The 17635-nt window shown below is 63.5% G+C and carries 19 protein-coding genes; 12 read left to right on the forward strand and 7 right to left on the reverse strand.

Translation table 11 applies throughout. The annotated features are described in order from the left end of the window. Window positions 1–88 precede the first annotated feature (88 nt). Window positions 89–277, forward strand: a complete 189-nt coding sequence (locus ACIPZF_RS22515) for a hypothetical protein (RefSeq protein ID WP_400803392.1) — start codon at window positions 89–91, stop codon at window positions 275–277. Between the two features lie 36 nt (window positions 278–313). Here the strand turns inward: ACIPZF_RS22515 and ACIPZF_RS22520 are convergent, their stop codons facing one another. After that, window positions 314–688 (reverse strand): fe2+ zn2+ uptake regulation protein, encoded by a 375-nt coding sequence (locus ACIPZF_RS22520; protein ID WP_400803394.1) that lies wholly within the window; start codon window positions 686–688, stop codon window positions 314–316. A gap of 193 nt (window positions 689–881) precedes the next feature. On the opposite strand from ACIPZF_RS22520, the gene ACIPZF_RS22525 reads away from it, so the two are divergent. Further along, window positions 882–3200, forward strand: a complete 2319-nt coding sequence (locus ACIPZF_RS22525) for an acylase (RefSeq protein WP_400803397.1) — start codon at window positions 882–884, stop codon at window positions 3198–3200. Window positions 3201–3330: 130 nt separating this feature from the next. On the opposite strand, the gene ACIPZF_RS22530 is transcribed toward ACIPZF_RS22525, so the two are convergent. Further along, the gene (locus ACIPZF_RS22530) at window positions 3331–4053 is read right to left on the reverse strand and encodes a UDP-2,3-diacylglucosamine diphosphatase (RefSeq protein WP_400803398.1); all 723 of its coding nucleotides are present in this window, start codon (window positions 4051–4053) and stop codon (window positions 3331–3333) included. Further along, a complete protein-coding gene (locus ACIPZF_RS22535) occupies window positions 4050–4553 on the reverse strand; it encodes a peptidylprolyl isomerase (RefSeq protein ID WP_400803399.1) in 504 nt (167 codons plus the stop codon). Before ACIPZF_RS22535 ends, ACIPZF_RS22530 begins: the two co-directional genes overlap by 4 nt. Before the next feature lie 249 nt (window positions 4554–4802). Between ACIPZF_RS22535 and ACIPZF_RS22540 the strand changes: the two genes are divergently transcribed. Then, entirely contained in the window at window positions 4803–6506 is a 1704-nt protein-coding gene (locus ACIPZF_RS22540; protein ID WP_400803402.1) for a glutamine--tRNA ligase/YqeY domain fusion protein, read from the forward strand. 9 nt (window positions 6507–6515) lie between these two features. After that, window positions 6516–7898 carry a cysteine--tRNA ligase gene (cysS, locus tag ACIPZF_RS22545; protein WP_400803404.1) on the forward strand — a complete coding sequence of 461 codons (1383 nt, stop codon included), beginning with the start codon at window positions 6516–6518 and terminating at the stop codon, window positions 7896–7898. A 132-nt stretch (window positions 7899–8030) separates the two neighbouring features. Here cysS and ACIPZF_RS22550 read toward each other — a convergent pair whose 3' ends face one another. The 4 genes from ACIPZF_RS22550 to ACIPZF_RS22565 form a co-directional block, all read right to left on the reverse strand. After that, window positions 8031–9404 (reverse strand): sensor histidine kinase, encoded by a 1374-nt coding sequence (locus tag ACIPZF_RS22550; RefSeq protein ID WP_400803405.1) that lies wholly within the window; start codon window positions 9402–9404, stop codon window positions 8031–8033. Next, window positions 9382–10062 (reverse strand): response regulator transcription factor, encoded by a 681-nt coding sequence (locus tag ACIPZF_RS22555; RefSeq protein WP_400803408.1) that lies wholly within the window; start codon window positions 10060–10062, stop codon window positions 9382–9384. Before ACIPZF_RS22555 ends, ACIPZF_RS22550 begins: the two co-directional genes overlap by 23 nt. Before the next feature lie 146 nt (window positions 10063–10208). Next, window positions 10209–11228: a branched-chain amino acid aminotransferase gene (locus tag ACIPZF_RS22560; RefSeq protein WP_400803410.1), complete on the reverse strand. Its 1020-nt coding sequence runs from the start codon at window positions 11226–11228 to the stop codon at window positions 10209–10211. Between the two features lie 215 nt (window positions 11229–11443). Further along, on the reverse strand, window positions 11444–11809 hold the full coding sequence (locus ACIPZF_RS22565; protein WP_400803412.1) for a glyoxalase superfamily protein: 366 nt from the start codon (window positions 11807–11809) through the stop codon (window positions 11444–11446). Between the two features lie 269 nt (window positions 11810–12078). Here ACIPZF_RS22565 and ACIPZF_RS22570 point away from each other — a divergent pair, with 269 nt between their 5' ends. The 8 genes from ACIPZF_RS22570 to ureG are packed head-to-tail and all read left to right on the forward strand — an operon-like array spanning window position 12079 to window position 17631. Further along, the gene (locus ACIPZF_RS22570) at window positions 12079–12912 is read left to right on the forward strand and encodes an urease accessory protein UreD (protein WP_400803415.1); all 834 of its coding nucleotides are present in this window, start codon (window positions 12079–12081) and stop codon (window positions 12910–12912) included. A 9-nt stretch (window positions 12913–12921) separates the two neighbouring features. Continuing rightward, a complete protein-coding gene (locus ACIPZF_RS22575; protein WP_016394926.1) occupies window positions 12922–13224 on the forward strand; it encodes an urease subunit gamma in 303 nt (100 codons plus the stop codon). A 19-nt stretch (window positions 13225–13243) separates the two neighbouring features. Continuing rightward, entirely contained in the window at window positions 13244–13561 is a 318-nt protein-coding gene (locus tag ACIPZF_RS22580) for an urease subunit beta (protein WP_400803513.1), read from the forward strand. Beyond that, on the forward strand, window positions 13558–15261 hold the full coding sequence (ureC, locus tag ACIPZF_RS22585; RefSeq protein ID WP_400803418.1) for an urease subunit alpha: 1704 nt from the start codon (window positions 13558–13560) through the stop codon (window positions 15259–15261). Before ACIPZF_RS22580 ends, ureC begins: the two co-directional genes overlap by 4 nt. Before the next feature lie 10 nt (window positions 15262–15271). Beyond that, the gene (gene ureE, locus ACIPZF_RS22590; RefSeq protein WP_400803420.1) at window positions 15272–15757 is read left to right on the forward strand and encodes an urease accessory protein UreE; all 486 of its coding nucleotides are present in this window, start codon (window positions 15272–15274) and stop codon (window positions 15755–15757) included. Between the two features lie 19 nt (window positions 15758–15776). Next, window positions 15777–16322 carry a HupE/UreJ family protein gene (locus ACIPZF_RS22595; RefSeq protein WP_400803423.1) on the forward strand — a complete coding sequence of 182 codons (546 nt, stop codon included), beginning with the start codon at window positions 15777–15779 and terminating at the stop codon, window positions 16320–16322. Beyond that, on the forward strand, window positions 16322–16996 hold the full coding sequence (locus ACIPZF_RS22600; protein ID WP_400803425.1) for an urease accessory protein UreF: 675 nt from the start codon (window positions 16322–16324) through the stop codon (window positions 16994–16996). Before ACIPZF_RS22595 ends, ACIPZF_RS22600 begins: the two co-directional genes overlap by 1 nt. An 11-nt stretch (window positions 16997–17007) precedes the next feature. Beyond that, window positions 17008–17631 carry an urease accessory protein UreG gene (gene ureG / locus ACIPZF_RS22605; protein ID WP_400803428.1) on the forward strand — a complete coding sequence of 208 codons (624 nt, stop codon included), beginning with the start codon at window positions 17008–17010 and terminating at the stop codon, window positions 17629–17631. Window positions 17632–17635 lie beyond the last annotated feature (4 nt).

Raw genomic sequence — 17635 nt, forward strand, 5'->3', positions numbered from 1 at the left:
AGTAAATACAGCGTCGAAGACCAAGGGCGTTGTATCATTGCAGCGGCTCTTTGCGAGCCGATTGCCCCGATGTTGCAAGGAAATTTACATGACACACGTGCAGCGCCTCAAATACTCGCTTCTGATCATCCTGGTGGTGCTCGGCCTCATGCTGGGCCTGTCGCATCTGCAAAAGCAGGGCACGATCACTGAGCAGACCTTCCAGATCCTGGCGATCGCCATTGCCGTGGTCGTGGTGGTGATCAACGGGATTCTGCGTCGCAAGGTCAAACCCTGACCTGTGCCGGCCGGCCAGGGCTGGCCGGCCATACGCTCAGCGGACCAAGGGTTGGTCAAGCACAGCCCGCGCTTGCGGATTGAGGCTGTAGCATTTGTCACTCCCCAGGTTGATCACGCCCTCTGCGCACAGCCGCTTGAGCACTTCGCGTACGCTGAGGAACGACAGCGGAATGTCCAGTTGTTCGAGTTGCGCATGCACGCCGCGCACGCCGATGCTGCGGCCAGCCCGGTTGGCGTTATGCAGGGCATCGATCACCTTCAGGCGGATCAGGCTGGTACGCAGGCCGTAGGTACGCAGCAGCTCGCGAATCTGTTCGTTGCCGACACGCTCTTCCCCGCAGGCGTCCTGTCCATTGGCCGCCTTGGTCGGGGCGTGCCCGGCCTGCAATGAGGGTTGCGGGTTGTACATGTGAATGCTCCTTTTCGTGGACTATCCCGAAATATGGGTGCCTCACTTAGTAGGACGAATGAGAACGGAAAATCTGCAGCTTTTGTGCGAAAAAGATTTTGCGCCCCTCCATGAAGACGATTCTGTTGCTCATCTTGCGTAAAATTTTCATCCAGCCATTCGTCTGACCGGGAATACCCCTTGGATCCGAGGAATGCCCGTGCTCTCAATATCGCGTCCCCTGACCTGTGCAAGCCTGGCGGCTGTACTGGTCGCCTCCAGCATTGCCGCACAGGCGCGGGAAACCAGCACTGATGCCAGTGCCCAGATTCGCCGCACCAGCTTCGGTGTGCCGCATATCGTCGCCAAGGATGAGCGTGGCCTGGGCTACGGCATTGGCTATGCCTACGGCCAGGACAATTTGTGCCTATTGGCCAATGAAGTGCTGACTGTCAACGGCGAACGCTCGCGCTACTTCGGCGCGCAAGGCAAAACCCTGGAGCAGCGCGATAACCTCGCCAGCGACCTGTTCTTCACCTGGTTCAACGCGCCGACGGCAGTGAGCGGTTTCCTTCAGGCCCAGCCCACTCAGGTCCGGGATTTGCTTGAGGGCTACGCCAGTGGCTTCAACCGCGCGCTGGCCGAGCGGCGTAGTCAAGGGCTGCCTGCCGAATGTGGGGGCGGTGAATGGCTGCGGCCGATCACCAGCCTGGATTTGATCAAGCTGACCCGTCGCCTTTTGGCAGAGGGCGGTCTGGGCCAGTTTGCCGAGGCGGTGGCGGCGGCTCAGCCACCGCAGTTGGCCAGTCAGCACGGGGCGCCCGCATTTGGGGCGGCGCTGGCCCAGCAGCAACGTTTTGCCTCGGAGCGCGGCAGCAATGCCGTTGCGGTCGGCGCCGAACGTTCGGCCAATGGCCGCGGCCTACTGCTGGCCAATCCGCATTTCCCGTGGATGGGCGGAATGCGTTTCTACCAGATGCAACTGACCATCCCCGGTCAGTTGGATGTGATGGGCGCCGCATTGCCCGGCCTGCCGATGGTGAATATCGGTTTCAATCGTCACCTGGCCTGGACCCATACCGTCGATACCTCCAAGCACTTCACGCTCTACCGTTTGCAACTCGACCCCAAGGACTCGACCCGTTACCTGCTCGATGGCGAGTCATTGCCGCTGGCCCGTGAGGCTGTGAGCGTCACGGTCAAGGCTGCCGATGGCACCTTGAGCAAGGTGGAACGCCAGATATACAGTTCGAAATTCGGGCCGGTGGTGCAATGGCCGGGGCGCCTGGACTGGGATAACAAGGCGGCCTACAGCCTGCGCGACGCCAACCTGGAAAATACCCGCGTGCTGCAGCAGTGGTATCGCATCAATCGGGCCGATAGCTTGAATGCGCTGAAGGGGTCGGTCGAGCAGCTGCAAGGTATTCCCTGGGTGAATACACTGGCCGTGGACGCCGCCGGCCAGGCGCTGTACCTGAACCAGTCGGTGGTGCCTTATGTGGACCAGCAGCTGTTGAGCCAATGCAGCAACCCAGCGATGCAGGGGCCGCTGGTGGTGCTGGATGGCTCACGCAGCGCTTGCCAGTGGAAGGTCGATGCGCAGGCGGCGCAGCCCGGTATCTTCCCGGCGCATTTGTTGCCAAGCCTTGAGCGCAACGACTTCGTGCAAAGCTCCAACGACCCGGCCTGGATGACCAACCCGGCCCAGCCGTTGACAGGTTTTTCGCCCCTGGTCAGCCGTAGCGACCAGCCGCTGGGCATGCGCGGTCGCTTTGCCTTGGAGCGCTTGCAGGGCAGTGCCAAGATTGGCGTGCAGGATCTGCAGAATATGGTGCTGGATGATGAAGTCTACGTGGCCAGCCTGGTGCTGCCAGACCTGCGGCAATGGTGCGAAGGCGCTGAGGCCGACTTGCAGTCGCTGTGCGCAAGCCTGGTCAATTGGAATGGCAAGGCCGACCTGAACAGTGGCATCGGCCTGGTGCATTTCCAGAATATCGTCGAGGCGCTGGCCAAACACCCGGAAAGCTGGCGAGTGGCGTTCGACCCGGCGGATCCGCAACACACACCGCGAGGCCTGGCGGTCGAACAGGCTGCAGTGCGCAAATTGCTGCGTGAAGCGGCGCTGGCCTCGCTGCAGCAGGTGGCCAAGGCGGGTGTTGACGAGGGTAGCCGATGGGGGCAGATCCAGCAGTCGGCCGATGGCACACCAGTGCCGGGTGGTCCGCAGGGGCTGGGGGTGTATAACGCGATCTTCAGCGTGCCGCACGGGCCAGGCAAGCGCCTGGTGGTCAGCGGTACCAGTTACCTGCAGCTGGTCAGCTTCACCGAACAGGGGCCACAAGCACGCGGGTTGCTGGCGTTCTCGCAGTCCAGCGAAGCCGCTTCAGCGCACGCCAGCGATCAGACCAAGGCGTTCTCGGCCAAGCAGTTGGCGCCGATCCCGTTCACCGAGGCGCAGATAAAGGCTGATCCGGAGTATCGGCAGTATGTGATCAGTGAGCGGGACAAGGGATCGGTGGCGAGCCAGAAATAAACTTAAGCCTGTGCCGGCCTCTTCGCGGGCAAGCCCGCTCCCACAACTACCCCACAATGCCTGAGAACTGTGGAAAACCTGTGGGAGCGGGCTTGCCCGCGAAGAGGCCGGTATAGCTACCGCCTAAGTTTCAGGAAAACTCGAACGGCTCTAGCGCAAAGCCCTGGCCATCCACCTGCAGGGTCCAGCCACGACGGTCCCAATCCCCCAGCACGATGCGCCGGGCAGGCTCGCCGTTCACCACCAGCTTGTGGATCGCCGGGCGGTGCGTGTGGCCATGCACCAGCGTTTTCACGCCGTGTGCCGCCATCACCTTCGGTACTTCCTCCGGTGTGACGTCGACGATGTCGGTCGCTTTCATGCGTGTCTGCGAGCGGCTTTCACTGCGCAGCTTGCGCGCAAGCTTGTGCCGTGTGGACAGCGGCAGGTGCCGCAGAATCCACAGCGTCAGCGGGTTGCGCAGGTAGCGGCGCATCTTCATGTAGCCCACATCGCGGGTGCACAGGGTGTCTCCGTGCATCAGCAAGACCTGCTCGCCGCCCAGGCTGATTACGCTCGGGTCGGCCAGCAGCGTGCAGCCCGCGGCCTTGCAGAAATCCTGGCCAAGCAGAAAATCACGGTTGCCATGCATCAGGTAGACCGCCGTGCCGCTGTCGCTCAGCTGGCGCAAGGCCTGGCAGATCGACTGCTGGAACGGCGTCATGGCGTCGTCGCCGATCCACGCTTCGAAGAAGTCGCCAAGGATGTACAACGCCTTGGCGTGGCGCGCGCGACCGTCAAGCAGATCAAGAAACGCCCGGGTAATGTCCGGGCGTTCTTCTTGCAGGTGCAGATCAGAGATCAGCAGTATCACCCAATGATCTCGGCTTTCTCGATGATCACGTCGTCTTTCGGCACGTCCTGGTGGCCAGCCTTGGAACCGGTGGCGACCTTCTCGATGGCGTCGACGATTTCAGTGCCTTCGGTCACTTTGCCGAATACCGCGTAGCCCCAGCCCTGGACATTCTTGCCGCTGTGGTTGAGGAAGTCGTTGTCGGAAGCGTTGATGAAGAACTGCGCCGAGGCAGAGTGCGGCTCCATGGTACGGGCCATGGCGATGGTGTATTTGTCGTTCTTCAGGCCGTTGTCGGCTTCGTTCTGGATGCTGGCACGCTTGTCACGCTTCTCGTTCATGCCTGGCTCGAAACCGCCGCCCTGGATCATGAAACCTTTGATTACGCGGTGGAATACGGTGTTGCTGTAGTGGCCTGCCTTAACGTATTCGATGAAGTTGGCCACGGTGATCGGGGCCTTTTCAGCGTTCAGTTCGATGACGATGTCGCCGTGGTTGGTGGTCAGTTTGACTTGGGTCATGCTCAAATTCGCTCTTTCAAGGCATTTGGGAATTAGGGTGCGCAGTGCGCCGGTAGTTCACCTGACGCAGGATCGGGCGATCGCGACACATGGCGCGCACGGGCCATTTTGCCAGCTTGCGGCAAAAAGCTGCGATAAATCACGGCAGTTTGTCCGGGCGCGGCTGTCAGCAGCTTGACTGCTTCGGCTATGATAGGCCCTTTGATTCAATCGGCCTACCCAGGCCGGACACGTGCATTCAAGGATCCTATGAGCAAGCCCACTGCCGACAACGCGCCCAACGCCGCTGCCAAAGGCGCCCCCGCCGTCCCTGCGAACTTCCTGCGGCCGATCATCCAGGCCGACCTGGACTCGGGCAAGCACACCAGCATCGTCACTCGTTTTCCGCCGGAGCCCAACGGCTACCTGCACATCGGCCACGCCAAGTCGATCTGCGTCAACTTCGGCCTGGCCAAGGAATTCGGCGGCGTCTGCCACCTGCGCTTCGACGACACCAACCCGGCCAAGGAAGACCAGGAATACATCGACGCCATCCAGAGCGACGTCAAATGGCTGGGCTTCGACTGGGCCGGCGACGTGCGTTATGCGTCCAACTACTTCGACCAGCTGCACGACTGGGCCGTTGAGCTGATCAAGCGTGGCAAGGCCTATGTCTGCGACCTGACCCCTGATCAGGCCAAGGAATACCGTGGCAGCCTGACCGAGCCTGGCAAGAACAGCCCGTTCCGCGAGCGCAGCGTCGAAGACAACCTTGACCTGTTCGCGCGCATGAAGGCCGGCGAATTCAAGGACGGTGAGCGGGTGCTGCGCGCCAAGATCGACATGGCGTCGCCGAACATGAACCTGCGCGACCCGATCCTGTACCGCATTCGCCACGCTCACCACCACCAGACCGGTGACAAGTGGTGCATCTACCCGAACTACGACTTCACCCACGGTCAGTCCGATGCCATCGAAGGCATCACCCACTCGATCTGCACCCTCGAGTTCGAAGGCCATCGCCCGCTGTACGATTGGTTCCTCGACAACCTGCCGGTGCCGGCGCATCCGCGCCAGTACGAGTTCAGCCGCCTGAACCTGAACTACACGATCACCTCCAAGCGCAAACTCAAGCAGCTGGTGGACGAAAAGCACGTGACTGCCTGGGACGACCCGCGCATGTCGACCCTGTCGGGCTTCCGCCGCCGCGGCTACACCCCGGCCTCGATCCGCAACTTCTGCGAAATGGTCGGCACCAACCGCTCCGACGGCGTGGTCGACATGTCGATGCTCGAATTCAGCATCCGTGACGACCTCGATCGCACCGCACCGCGCGCCATGTGCGTGCTGCGCCCGCTGAAAGTGGTCATCACCAACTACCCGGAAGGCCAGGTCGAGCAGCTCGAGCTGCCGCGCCACCCGAAGGAAGACATGGGCGTGCGCGTGCTGCCGTTCGCCCGCGAGCTGTACATCGACCGCGACGACTTCATGGAAGAGCCGCCGAAGGGCTACAAGCGCCTGGAGCCGGCCGGTGAAGTGCGCCTGCGCGGCAGCTACGTGATCCGCGCCGATGAAGCGATCAAGGATGCCGACGGCAACATCGTCGAACTGCGCTGCTCGTACGACCCGGACACCCTGGGCAAAAACCCTGAAGGCCGCAAGGTCAAAGGCGTGATCCACTGGGTGCCGGCAGACGCCAGCGTCGAGTGCGAAGTGCGCCTGTACGACCGCCTGTTCCGCTCGCCGAACCCGGAAAAGGCCGAGGAGGGCGCCAGCTTCCTCGACAACATCAACCCGGACTCGCTGCAAGTGCTCACCGGCTGCCGCGCCGAGCCGTCGCTGGGCCAGGCTCAGCCTGAGGACCGCTTCCAGTTCGAGCGCGAAGGCTACTTCTGCGCTGACCTCAAGGACAGCCAGCCGGGCCGCCCGGTGTTCAACCGCACCGTCACCCTGCGTGACTCCTGGGGCAGCTAAGGAACCGCCGTGCTTACCATCTACAACACGCTGAGCAAAACCAAGGAAGTCTTCACGCCGCTCGATGGCAACAACGTGCGCATGTACGTCTGCGGCATGACCGTGTACGACTACTGCCACCTGGGCCACGGCCGCAGCATGGTGGCCTTCGACCTGGTCACCCGCTGGCTGCGCAAGAGCGGCTACGAGCTGACCTATGTGCGCAACATCACCGACATCGACGACAAGATCATCAACCGGGCCAATCAGAACGGCGAAACCTTCGACGCGCTGACCGCCCGCATGATCGACGCGATGCACGAAGACGAGCGCCGCCTGAACATCCTCAAGCCGGACCTGGAGCCGCGTGCCACCGACCATATCGTCGGCATGCACGCGATGATCCAGACCCTGATCGACAAGGGCTACGCCTACGCGCCGGGCAACGGCGACGTGTACTACCGGGTGGGCAAGTTCGCCGGCTACGGCAAGCTGTCGCGCAAGAAGATCGAAGACCTGCGTATCGGTGCTCGCATCGAAGTCGACGAAGCCAAGCAAGACCCGCTGGACTTCGTCCTCTGGAAAGGCGTCAAGCCGGGCGAGCCGTACTGGGATTCGCCGTGGGGTCCGGGCCGGCCGGGCTGGCACATCGAGTGCTCGGTGATGTCTACCTGCTGCCTGGGCGAGAGCTTCGACATCCACGGTGGCGGCAGCGACCTGGAGTTCCCGCACCACGAGAACGAGATCGCGCAGAGCGAAGCGGCCACCGGCAAGCAATACGCCAACGCCTGGATGCACTGCGGCATGATCCGTATCAATGGCGAGAAGATGTCCAAGTCGTTGAACAACTTCTTCACCATCCGTGACGTGCTCGACGTATATCACCCTGAGGTGGTGCGCTACCTGCTGGTGGCCAGCCACTACCGCAGCGCGATCAACTACTCCGAAGACAGCCTGCGCGATGCCAAGGGCGCCCTCGAGCGCTTCTATCACGCATTGCGCGGCCTGCCGCGCGTGGCGGCCAAGGGTGGCGAGGAGTTCGTCGAGCGCTTCAGCGTGGCGATGAACGACGACTTCGGTACCCCGGAAGCCTGCGCCGTGCTGTTCGACCTGGTGCGTGAAATCAACCGCTTGCGCGACAGCGACCTGGAGGCGGCTGCTGGCCTTGCCGGTCGTCTGCGTGAACTGGGTGATGTGCTGGGTGTGTTGCAGTTGGAGGCCGATGACTTCCTGCGAGCGGGGGCTGAGGGCAAGGTCGATGCGGCTGAAGTCGAAGCCTTGATCCAGGCGCGCCTGCAGGCGCGGGCTGACAAGAACTGGGCAGAGTCCGACCGTATCCGTGACCAGATCACCGCCATGGGTGTGGTGCTGGAGGACGGCAAGGGCGGGACTACCTGGCGTCTGGCTGACTGATCAGCAATTGGGGCTGCTTTGCAGCCCTTCGCGGGCAAGCCCGCTCCCACAGGTCCTGTGCAGCTTTCAAGGCTTGCGCGGTACCTGTGGGAGCGGGCTTGCCCGCGAAGGGCCGCATAGCGGCCCCAGCATTTATTTGCAGTGCAGCACCAACTTCGCCCCACCCAATTCGCTTTCGCCAATCTCCAGCCCAAAGCCATGCAGGTCGACGATCGCCGCGACGATCGACAACCCCAGCCCGAAGCCTGAGTGGCGGTGGCCTTCCTCGCTGCGATAGAACCGCTTCAACACCGCAGTCCTTTCTTCCTCGGGAATTCCCGGCCCACTGTCTTCGATGGCGATATGCACGCCAGCATCGTCCTGTGTCGCGCTTACCACCACCTGGCCTCCTTCAGGCGTGAACTTGATGGCATTGCCCATCAGGTTGGCCAGCGCCTCGAACAGCAACTCACGGTCCCCATGCAGCGCTGGCAACTGGGCGGGTTGCTGCAGGCTCAGGCGTATGCCGCCGTCCTCGGCCAGTGGCAGGTAGAAATCGTGCAGTTCCACCAGCAAACCCTGTGGGTCCAGCTGAACGAAGCCGGCCCGGCGCTGGCGATCTTCCAGTTCGCTGATGCGCAGCAGGCCGCGAAAACGCGCCATCAGGGTATCGGTTTCGCCGATGGCCTGGTCCAGCGCTTCGGCCTGCGCCGAATCCACCGGGCTCTGCTGGCGAATGCGGTACAGCTGCGCGCGCAGGCGGGTCAGTGGCGTGCGCAGGTCATGGGCAATGTTGTCGCACACGCCCTTGACCTCGTGCATCAGCCGTTCGATACGGTCGAGCATGGCGTTGACGATGGCGGCCAGCATGTCCAGTTCATCGCGCCGGGCCGACAGCGGCAGGCGGTGGGTCAGGTCACCGGCGACGATCAACTCGGCCTGGGCCTGAATCGCGCGGATGCGCTTCAGGGGCCTGCGCCGCAGCAGGTACCAGCCGGCAAAACCGGGAATCAGGGTCAGGGAGATGCCCCAGAGCAGGGCGTCGAGGATGATGCGGGTGACTACGAACAACGAGCCGTTGTCGCGGAACAACACCAGCCAGCGGCCGTCCTGCACCTTGATTGCCACCGCATCGCAGCTGTCACGTGGCATGTGCGGGTCATCGGCGTCCAGGCAGCGCTTGAGTTCATGCACCTTGCCGTCCATGCCCAACTCCGGCGGAATGGTACGGATACGCCCGCCGATCGGGTTGAGCTGGGCGTCGAACAGGCCGTAGGCATCGAAGGCGCGCTCCTCGAACGCCTGGCTGGCGATCAGGGCGTCGTCCAGCTGCTTGCCACTCATGTGCGCGAACAGGTGCTGGCGTTGCAGCATGGAATGGCGGGTCAGCTTGTTGAGGTAGCTGGACACCTCGAAGTACAGCACCCCCATGAGGATGCTGCTCCAGGCCACGAACAGGAAGCTGTACAGCGCCAGCAAGCGGCTGGTCGAGGAGCTCCAGCCCTTAGACGGGTTCAGCAATGGCATAGCCCGAGCCCCGTACAGTACGGATCAGCGGCGACTGCCCGGGGGAATCGATTTTCTTGCGCAGGCGGCCGATGTGCACATCGATCAGGTTGGTGCCGGGGTCGAAGTGGTAGCCCCAGACTTCCTCGAAAATCATCATCCGCGTGATCACCTGGCCGCTGTGGCGCATCAGGTATTCCAGCAGCTTGTATTCGGTGGGCAGCAGGTTGAGCGTCTGCTCGCCGCGGCGAGCCTCGTGGCTGATCAGGTCAAGCTGCAGATCGGCGACCTGCAGGCGGGTCTGGGTCATCGGCACGCTGTTGCGGCGCAGCAGCACTTCGACACGCGCGGCCATTTCATCCGAGGCGAACGGCTTGGTCAGGTAGTCGTCACCCCCGGCGCGCAGGCCACGCACGCGCTCGTCGACATCGGACAGGGCGCTGATCATCAAAATGGGCGTAGCGATCTTCAGGTTGCGCAGGGTGGTGACGATGGTCAGGCCATCGACCTCGGGCAGCATGCGGTCCAAGGTGATCAGGTCGTAACCGCCGGCGATGGCCTTGGCCAAGCCCTCGCGGCCGTTGTCGGCCCAATCCACATCCAGGCCGTGGCTGGAGAGTTCGGCGACGATTTCCTGGCCGGTGACGGCGTCGTCTTCGATGGTCAGTACGCGTGGCATGCTGGTTCCTGGGCGTCTATGGGAGACTTGATTGTGCCAAAGAATAGCCAAACGGCGATTTAAGAAAAATTCATCTACTCAGCAGCAAAACAAAACGGGGCATGCCAGCGACTGGCATGCCCCGTGGTTCACCGTGATGCAGCGGCTCAGGCCACCTTGACGATCCAGCCGGCCGGCGCTTCAACATCGCCGCTCTGGATGCCGGTCAGCTCGTTGTAGAGCTTCTGCGTAACCGGGCCGACTTTTTCCAGGTCATGGAACACGTGCAGTTTGCCGTTGTACTCGATGCCACCGATCGGGGTGATCACCGCAGCGGTACCGCAGGCGCCGGCTTCGAGGAAGCGGTCGAGGTTGTTGATTTCGACATCGCCCTCGATCACTTTCAGGCCCAGGCGCGAGGACGCCAGTTCCATCAGCGACAGGCGGGTGATGCCAGGCAGAACCGAAGCCGATTTCGGGGTGACGAATTCGTTGTTGGCGGTAATGCCGAAGAAGTTGGCCGAGCCGACCTCCTCGATTTTGGTGTGGGTCAGCGGATCGAGGTAGATGGCGTCGGCGAAGTTGGCCTTCTTGGCTTCAGCGCCCGGCTGCAGGCTGGCCGCGTAGTTGCCGCCGACCTTGGCCGCGCCGGTGCCCTGCGGGGCAGCACGGTCGAAGCTGGAAATCTGGAAGTTGTGCGGCTTCATGCCACCTTTGAAGTACGAGCCAACCGGGATGGCGAAGACCGAGAAGATGAACTCCGGGGCGGTGCGCACGCCGATGTTGTCGCCGGTGCCGATCACGAACGGACGCAGGTACAGGGCGCCTTTACCGTGTGGCGGAACGAACTTCTCGTTGGCCTTGACCACTTGCTTGCAGGCTTCGATGAACACATCGGTCGGCACGTGCGGCATCAGCAGGCGCGCGCAGCTGCGCTGCATGCGAGCGGCGTTCTGGTCAGGGCGGAACAGGTTGATCGAGCCGTCTTTGCAACGGTAGGCCTTGAGGCCTTCGAAGCACTGCTGGCCATAGTGCAGGGCCGTGGAGCCTTCACTGATGTGCAGCACGTTGTCTTCAGTCAGGGTGCCTTTGTCCCACTCACCATTGCGCCATACGGACAGGTAACGCTTGTCGGTCTTGATGTAGTCGAAACCCAGCTTGTCCCAATTAATGCTTTCGTTACTCATGACACCCTCGATTGTCTTGCAAGTGCCCGATCGCTCGGGCTGCTGTTATATGCGCACCTCGCCACGATAATACATCCGTCGCGGATCGGGAACGGCCAGTCACGAATTGGGTGGAGGCACCGGGTGCATGTCGGCAGGTTTTCAGTGCCTGAGAGATCGAGCGCCGCGCGGGCGGCGCTCGATCTCAAGTGCGCTGCACTTCTCTCGACTAGCCCTCAGTCGTCGATCTGCTGACAGAAGCGCAACAGGTTGCCAAACGGATCGCGAACCAGCATCTCCAGGCCCCAGTCAACGCGGGCTGACTGCGGACGGGCATAGCCGTACTGTTTATCCTGCAGCTCGCGCTCCAGCGCCAGCAGTTCTTCAGTGCGGGCAAACACGGTCGAGCCTGGGCAGGCGTCGCCGTGGTGCTCGCTCAAGTGCAAGATCAGCCCGTCGCGGTGAATCTGCATATAGAGCGGCAGATCCGAGCTGAAGCGGTGCTCCCAGTCCAGCTGAAAGCCCATGAAATCCAGATAAAACTCCTTGGCCTTGTCGACGCAGAAGATGCGCAAGACCGGGATGGCGGGGGCGAGAGGCATGGCAATTCCTTGGCCGAGTGTGGAGAGCAGACTTTAGCGCAGCACCGAATCAGGGCCAAGTAGCGCCCTCGCATTGTGCGTTTCACGCCTGTATGCCCTATGCCAGAGCTGTCGAAGCAAAGATTTCATCTGCCTTCACCTGCGTAGTTGGCCCGCAACCTGCTATATCCCAGCCAATCGAATTTGATCGAGTGGTCAGGCCTGCCGCACAACGGCGCGCAGGCTGACCCACCTAACGGCTGCGGGCCACGGATATCAGGGGCTATAGGATGTTGCTGGCGGAGCGCCTCGAACAATCTGAAGAAGATACAGGCTGGAGCGCCCACCTGCAGTTGCGCTTCGTCGAGCGCAATGGCGTGACCCGCCTTGGTGCGCGCCGCCATTTCGGCCCGCTTTTGGTGCAGCGGCCGTTCTATCCGGAGGGCGCGCCATGCCACGTTTATGTGCTGCACCCGCCTGGGGGAATTGTCGCCGGTGACCGCCTGGAGCTGGATATCCATCTGGAGCCGGGAAGCCATGCGCTGCTCACCATGCCGGGCGCCAGCAAGTTCTACCGCAGCATCGGCCCCACCGCATGGCTGACCCAGCGTTTTCACCTGCAAGCGGGCAGCACGCTGGAGTGGTTACCGCAAGACAGCATTTTCTTCTCTGGCGCCCGTGCCAGCCTCGACAGTCGCTTCACCCTCGAACCCGGCGCCCGGTTGCTGGCGTGGGAAACGCTGTGCCTGGGCAGGCCGGTGATGGGGGAGCGCTTCGATCAGGGCGCCCTGGACAGCCGCCTGTGCATCGAGCTGCCCGATGACCCTGGCCTGCACGAACGCTTGCGCATCACCGGTGGCCAACTCGACAAGCTAGGCGGGCATCCGTTGCTCGCGACCTTTTGCGCGTCTCCAGCAGACCCGTCCGTACTGGAACAGGTACGCAGCTTGCTCGATGAACTCGACACCCCCGCAGGCGCAACCTTGCTCGGTTCACTGCTGGTGATCCGCCTGCTCGACCACGACAACCAACACCTGCAACACACCCTGCAGCGCCTCTGGCACCTGCTGCGGCCGGCTGTCCTCGGCCTGCCAGCATGCCCGCCGCGCATCTGGGCCACCTGAGAGAGCGCCATGGAGCTGACCCCAAGAGAAAAAGACAAACTGCTGCTGTTCACCGCCGCGCTGCTGGCAGAACGGCGCTTGGCCCGTGGTTTGAAACTCAACTACCCGGAGGCGGTGGCGCTGATCAGCGCCGCAGTGCTCGAAGGTGCCCGCGATGGCCGAACGGTGGCCGAGTTGATGAGCCTGGGCCGCGAAGTGATTGGCCGCGAGCAGGTCATGGACGGTGTCGCCGAGATGCTCCATGACGTGCAGGTCGAGGCCACGTTCCCCGACGGCACCAAGCTGGTGACCGTGCATGACCCCATCGTCTGACCTGGCCGAGGAGCCCAGCATGATCCCAGGTGAAATCCAGACCGCCGCCGGCGACATCGAACTCAACGTCGGCCGCGAGACGGTCAGCGTCAGCGTGGCCAACCATGGCGACCGCCCGGTGCAGGTCGGCTCGCATTATCACTTTTACGAGGTCAATGACGCGCTGGTGTTCGACCGCGAACCGAGCCGCGGCTTTCGCCTCGACATCCCGGCCGGCACAGCGGTGCGCTTCGAGCCGGGCCAGTCACGCACCGTGCATCTGGTGGCCTATGCCGGCAAGCGCGAGGTCTACGGCTTCCAGGGCAAGGTGATGGGCGCGCTGGAGGGCAGGGCATGAGCCGTATTTCGCGCCGCGCCTACGCCGATATGTTCGGCCCCACCGTCGGCGACCGGGTGCGCCTGGCCGACACCGCGCTGTGGGTGGAGGTAGAAAAGGACTTCACCGTTTATGGCGAAGAGGTCAAGTTCGGCGGTGGCAAGGTCATCCGCGACGGCATGGGGCAAGGCCAGATGCTCGCGGCCGAGGCCATGGACCTGGTCCTGACCAACGCCCTGATCATCGACCACTGGGGCATCGTCAAGGCCGACATCGGCGTCAAGCACGGGCGCATCGCTGCGATTGGCAAGGCCGGCAACCCCGACGTGCAGCCGGGTGTCACCGTACCGGTCGGTCCGGGCACCGAAGTGATCGCGGCCGAAGGCAAGATCGTCACGGCTGGCGGCATCGACTCGCACATCCATTTCATCTGCCCGCAGCAGGTGGAAGAGGCGCTGACCAGTGGCGTCACCACCTTCATCGGCGGCGGCACCGGGCCGGCCACCGGCACCAACGCCACCACCTGCACACCCGGCCCATGGTATCTGGCGCGCATGCTCCAGGCCGCCGATTGCCTGCCGATCAACATCGGCCTGCTGGGCAAGGGCAATGCATCGCAACCCGAGGCGCTGCGCGAGCAGATCGCCGCAGGTGCCGTGGGCCTGAAGCTGCACGAGGACTGGGGCTCGACGCCGGCCGCCATCGATTGTTGCCTGGGCGTGGCCGAGGAGATGGACATCCAGGTGGCAATCCACACCGATACCCTCAACGAGTCCGGCTGCATCGAAGACACCCTGGCCGCCATCGGTGACCGCACCATCCACACCTTCCACACCGAAGGTGCCGGCGGCGGCCATGCCCCGGACATCATCCGAGCGGCGGGTCAGGCCAACGTGCTGCCATCCTCGACCAACCCGACCCTGCCGTACACGGTCAACACCGTCGACGAACACCTCGACATGCTCATGGTCTGCCACCACCTGGACCCGAGCATCGCCGAGGACGTGGCCTTCGCCGAGTCGCGCATCCGCCGCGAAACCATCGCCGCCGAGGACATCCTCCACGACATGGGCGCGTTCGCCATGACCTCGTCCGACTCGCAGGCCATGGGCCGGGTCGGCGAGGTGGTGCTGCGCACCTGGCAGGTGGCGCATCAGATGAAAGTGCGCCGTGGCCCGCTGGCGCCGGACACGAGCTACAGCGACAACTTCCGTGTCAAGCGCTACATCGCCAAATACACCCTCAACCCGGCGCTGACCCATGGCATCGCCCATGAAGTCGGCTCGGTGGAAGTCGGCAAGCTGGCCGACCTGGTGCTCTGGTCGCCGGCATTCTTCGCGGTCAAGCCGGCGCTGGTGATCAAGGGCGGAATGATCGTCACCGCGCCCATGGGCGACATCAATGGCTCGATCCCGACCCCGCAGCCGGTGCACTACCGGCCCATGTTCGGCGCCCTCGGCGCGGCCCGCCACGCCACACGCATGACCTTTTTGCCCCAGGCCGCCATGGACCGTGGCCTGGCCCAGCAGCTCGGCCTGCAGAGCCTGATCGGCGTGGCCCACGGCTGCCGTCGGGTACGCAAGGCCGACATGGTCCACAACACCCTGCAACCGGTGATCGAAGTCGACTCGCAGACCTACCAGGTGCGCGCCGACGGTGAATTGCTGGTGTGCGAACCGGCCCGCGAACTGCCGCTGGCCCAGCGTTATTTCCTGTTTTGAAGGAGCGAACATGATTGTCCTGACCCGCCGCATCGCTGACGCCGACACCATTACCGGCACCATTACCCTGGACGTCGACAGCCGTATCAAGAGTCGCCTGCGGGTGACACTCGACGATGGCCGCGAGGCTGGCCTGATGCTCGAACGCGGGCATTTGCTGCGTGGTGGCGAGCTGCTCGCCGATGCCGCTGGCAGCCAAGTGGTGCGCGTGCTCGCAGCCCCCGAAGCGGTGTCGACCGTGCGTTGCAGCGATCCGCACTTGTTGGCCCGCGCCGCCTACCACCTGGGCAACCGGCACGTACCCTTGCAGATCGAGCAGGGCCTGCTGCGTTACCAGCACGACTACGTGCTAGACGACATGCTGCGCGGCCTCGGCCTGACAGTGGAGGCCGAGCAGGCACCGTTCGAGCCGGAAGCCGGGGCCTATCAAAGCGCTCCGCACAGCCATAGCCACGGTCACGATCATCCCTTCGTGCGCCTGCCAGCCCATTCCTGAACTGCCCTTGGAGCCCACAATGAAAAAAACACTTGCCCTTGTTCTGCTGATGGTCGCGCTACCGGCCTTCGCCCACCCGGGCCACGACAGCAACCCGCTGCACGATGGCCTGCTGCACCCGCTGACCGGCCTTGACCACCTGCTGATGCTGCTGGGCACCGGCGTGTTGGCGGCGCTGACCCGGCGCAAGCTGAGCCTGCCCCTGGCGACATTGGCAGCCATGTTCGCCGGTGCCGTGTGCGGGCATCTGTTCGGCGGCATGCTGGGCATGGAAACCGTGATTGCCGTCTCCGTGCTGGTGGCCGCCGTGGCCGTACTGCTGCCCAGCCGCCAGATGCTGCTGGCACTGGCCATGCCCGTATTTGCCCTGTTCCATGGCTGGGCCCATGGCGTGGAAGCCACACCCAGCGCGTTCTGGCTGTTCAGCGCTGGTTTCGTCACCGTCAGCGGCCTGCTGTTGGTGGTTGGCTTTGGCCTCGGCTGCCTGCTGCGCCGTCACAGCGGCCTGCAGAAAGCCTTTGGTGGCGGCATGCTGGCCGGTGCCGCGCTGGTACTGGCCGGTTGATGAACAGCGACCTGGCACTGTTGCGCCTGCTGCAACTGAGCAGCCCCGGCCTGCCGGTGGGTGGCTTCACCTACTCGCAGGGTCTGGAGTGGGCCGTGGAGGCCGGCTGGGTGCGTGACCTCGCCGGCTTCAGCGCCTGGCAGCGCGAGCAGATGCACGACACCCTCGCTTATCTGGACTGGCCAATCCTGGCGCGCCTGTATCACGCCTGCCAGGCCGAGGATGCCGAGGCGTTCGCGCACTGGAGCCGTTTTCTGCTGGCCAACCGCGAAACCGCCGAGCTGCGCCTGGAAGAGCAGCAGCGTGGCGCAGCCTTGGCGCGCCTGCTCGATGGCTGGCAACTGGGCCAGGACCCGGCCTGGCGCGCCAGCCTCGAACTCAGCCAGCTGAGCGGCATGGCCTGGCTCGCCGTGCACTGGTCGATCCCGCTACGCCAGCTCGCCCTCGGGCATGCCTTCGCCTGGCTGGAGGGCGCGGTCATGGCCGGCGTCAAGCTGGTGCCGTTCGGCCAGCAGGCGGCCCAGACCCTCCTGCGCGACCTGAGCGCAGCGTTGCCCGAGGTCATCGATCAGGCTTTGGCCCTTGGCGACGACCAGCTTGGTGGCGGCCTGCCGCTGCTGGCCATTGCCTCATCGCGTCACGAAACCCAATACACCCGTTTATTCCGTTCCTGAGGACTGCCACCATGCAAAGCTATCAGCAACCCCTGCGCGTCGGTGTCGGCGGCCCGGTCGGCTCCGGCAAGACCGCGCTGCTCGAATGCCTGTGCAAAGCCATGCGTGATCATTACCAGATCGCCGTGGTCACCAACGACATCTACACCAAGGAGGACCAGCGCATCCTCACCGAGGCCGGCGCCCTGGAGCCGGAGCGCATCGTCGGCGTCGAAACCGGCGGCTGTCCGCACACCGCCATTCGTGAAGATGCCTCGATGAACCTGGCCGCCGTGGAAGGCCTGGCCCGCAAGTTCGGCAACCTCGAAGTGATTTTCGTGGAAAGCGGTGGCGACAACCTCAGCGCTACCTTCAGCCCGGAACTGGCCGACCTGACCATCTACGTCATCGACGTTGCCGAAGGTGAGAAGATCCCGCGCAAGGGCGGCCCTGGGATCACCAAGTCGGATTTCCTGGTGATCAACAAGACCGACCTGGCACCCTATGTCGGCGCCTCCCTGGAGGTGATGGAACGCGACACCCAGCGCATGCGCCCGCAGCGCCCGTGGACCTTCAGCAATCTGAAGAAAGGCGAAGGCCTGCAGGCGGTGATCGACTTCATCATCGAGCGCGGCATGCTGGGCGTCAGGGGCTGACTTC

The organism is Pseudomonas sp. NPDC089752 (genome assembly GCF_044748725.1).
In the GTDB taxonomy this organism is placed as follows: Bacteria; Pseudomonadota; Gammaproteobacteria; order Pseudomonadales; family Pseudomonadaceae; genus Aquipseudomonas.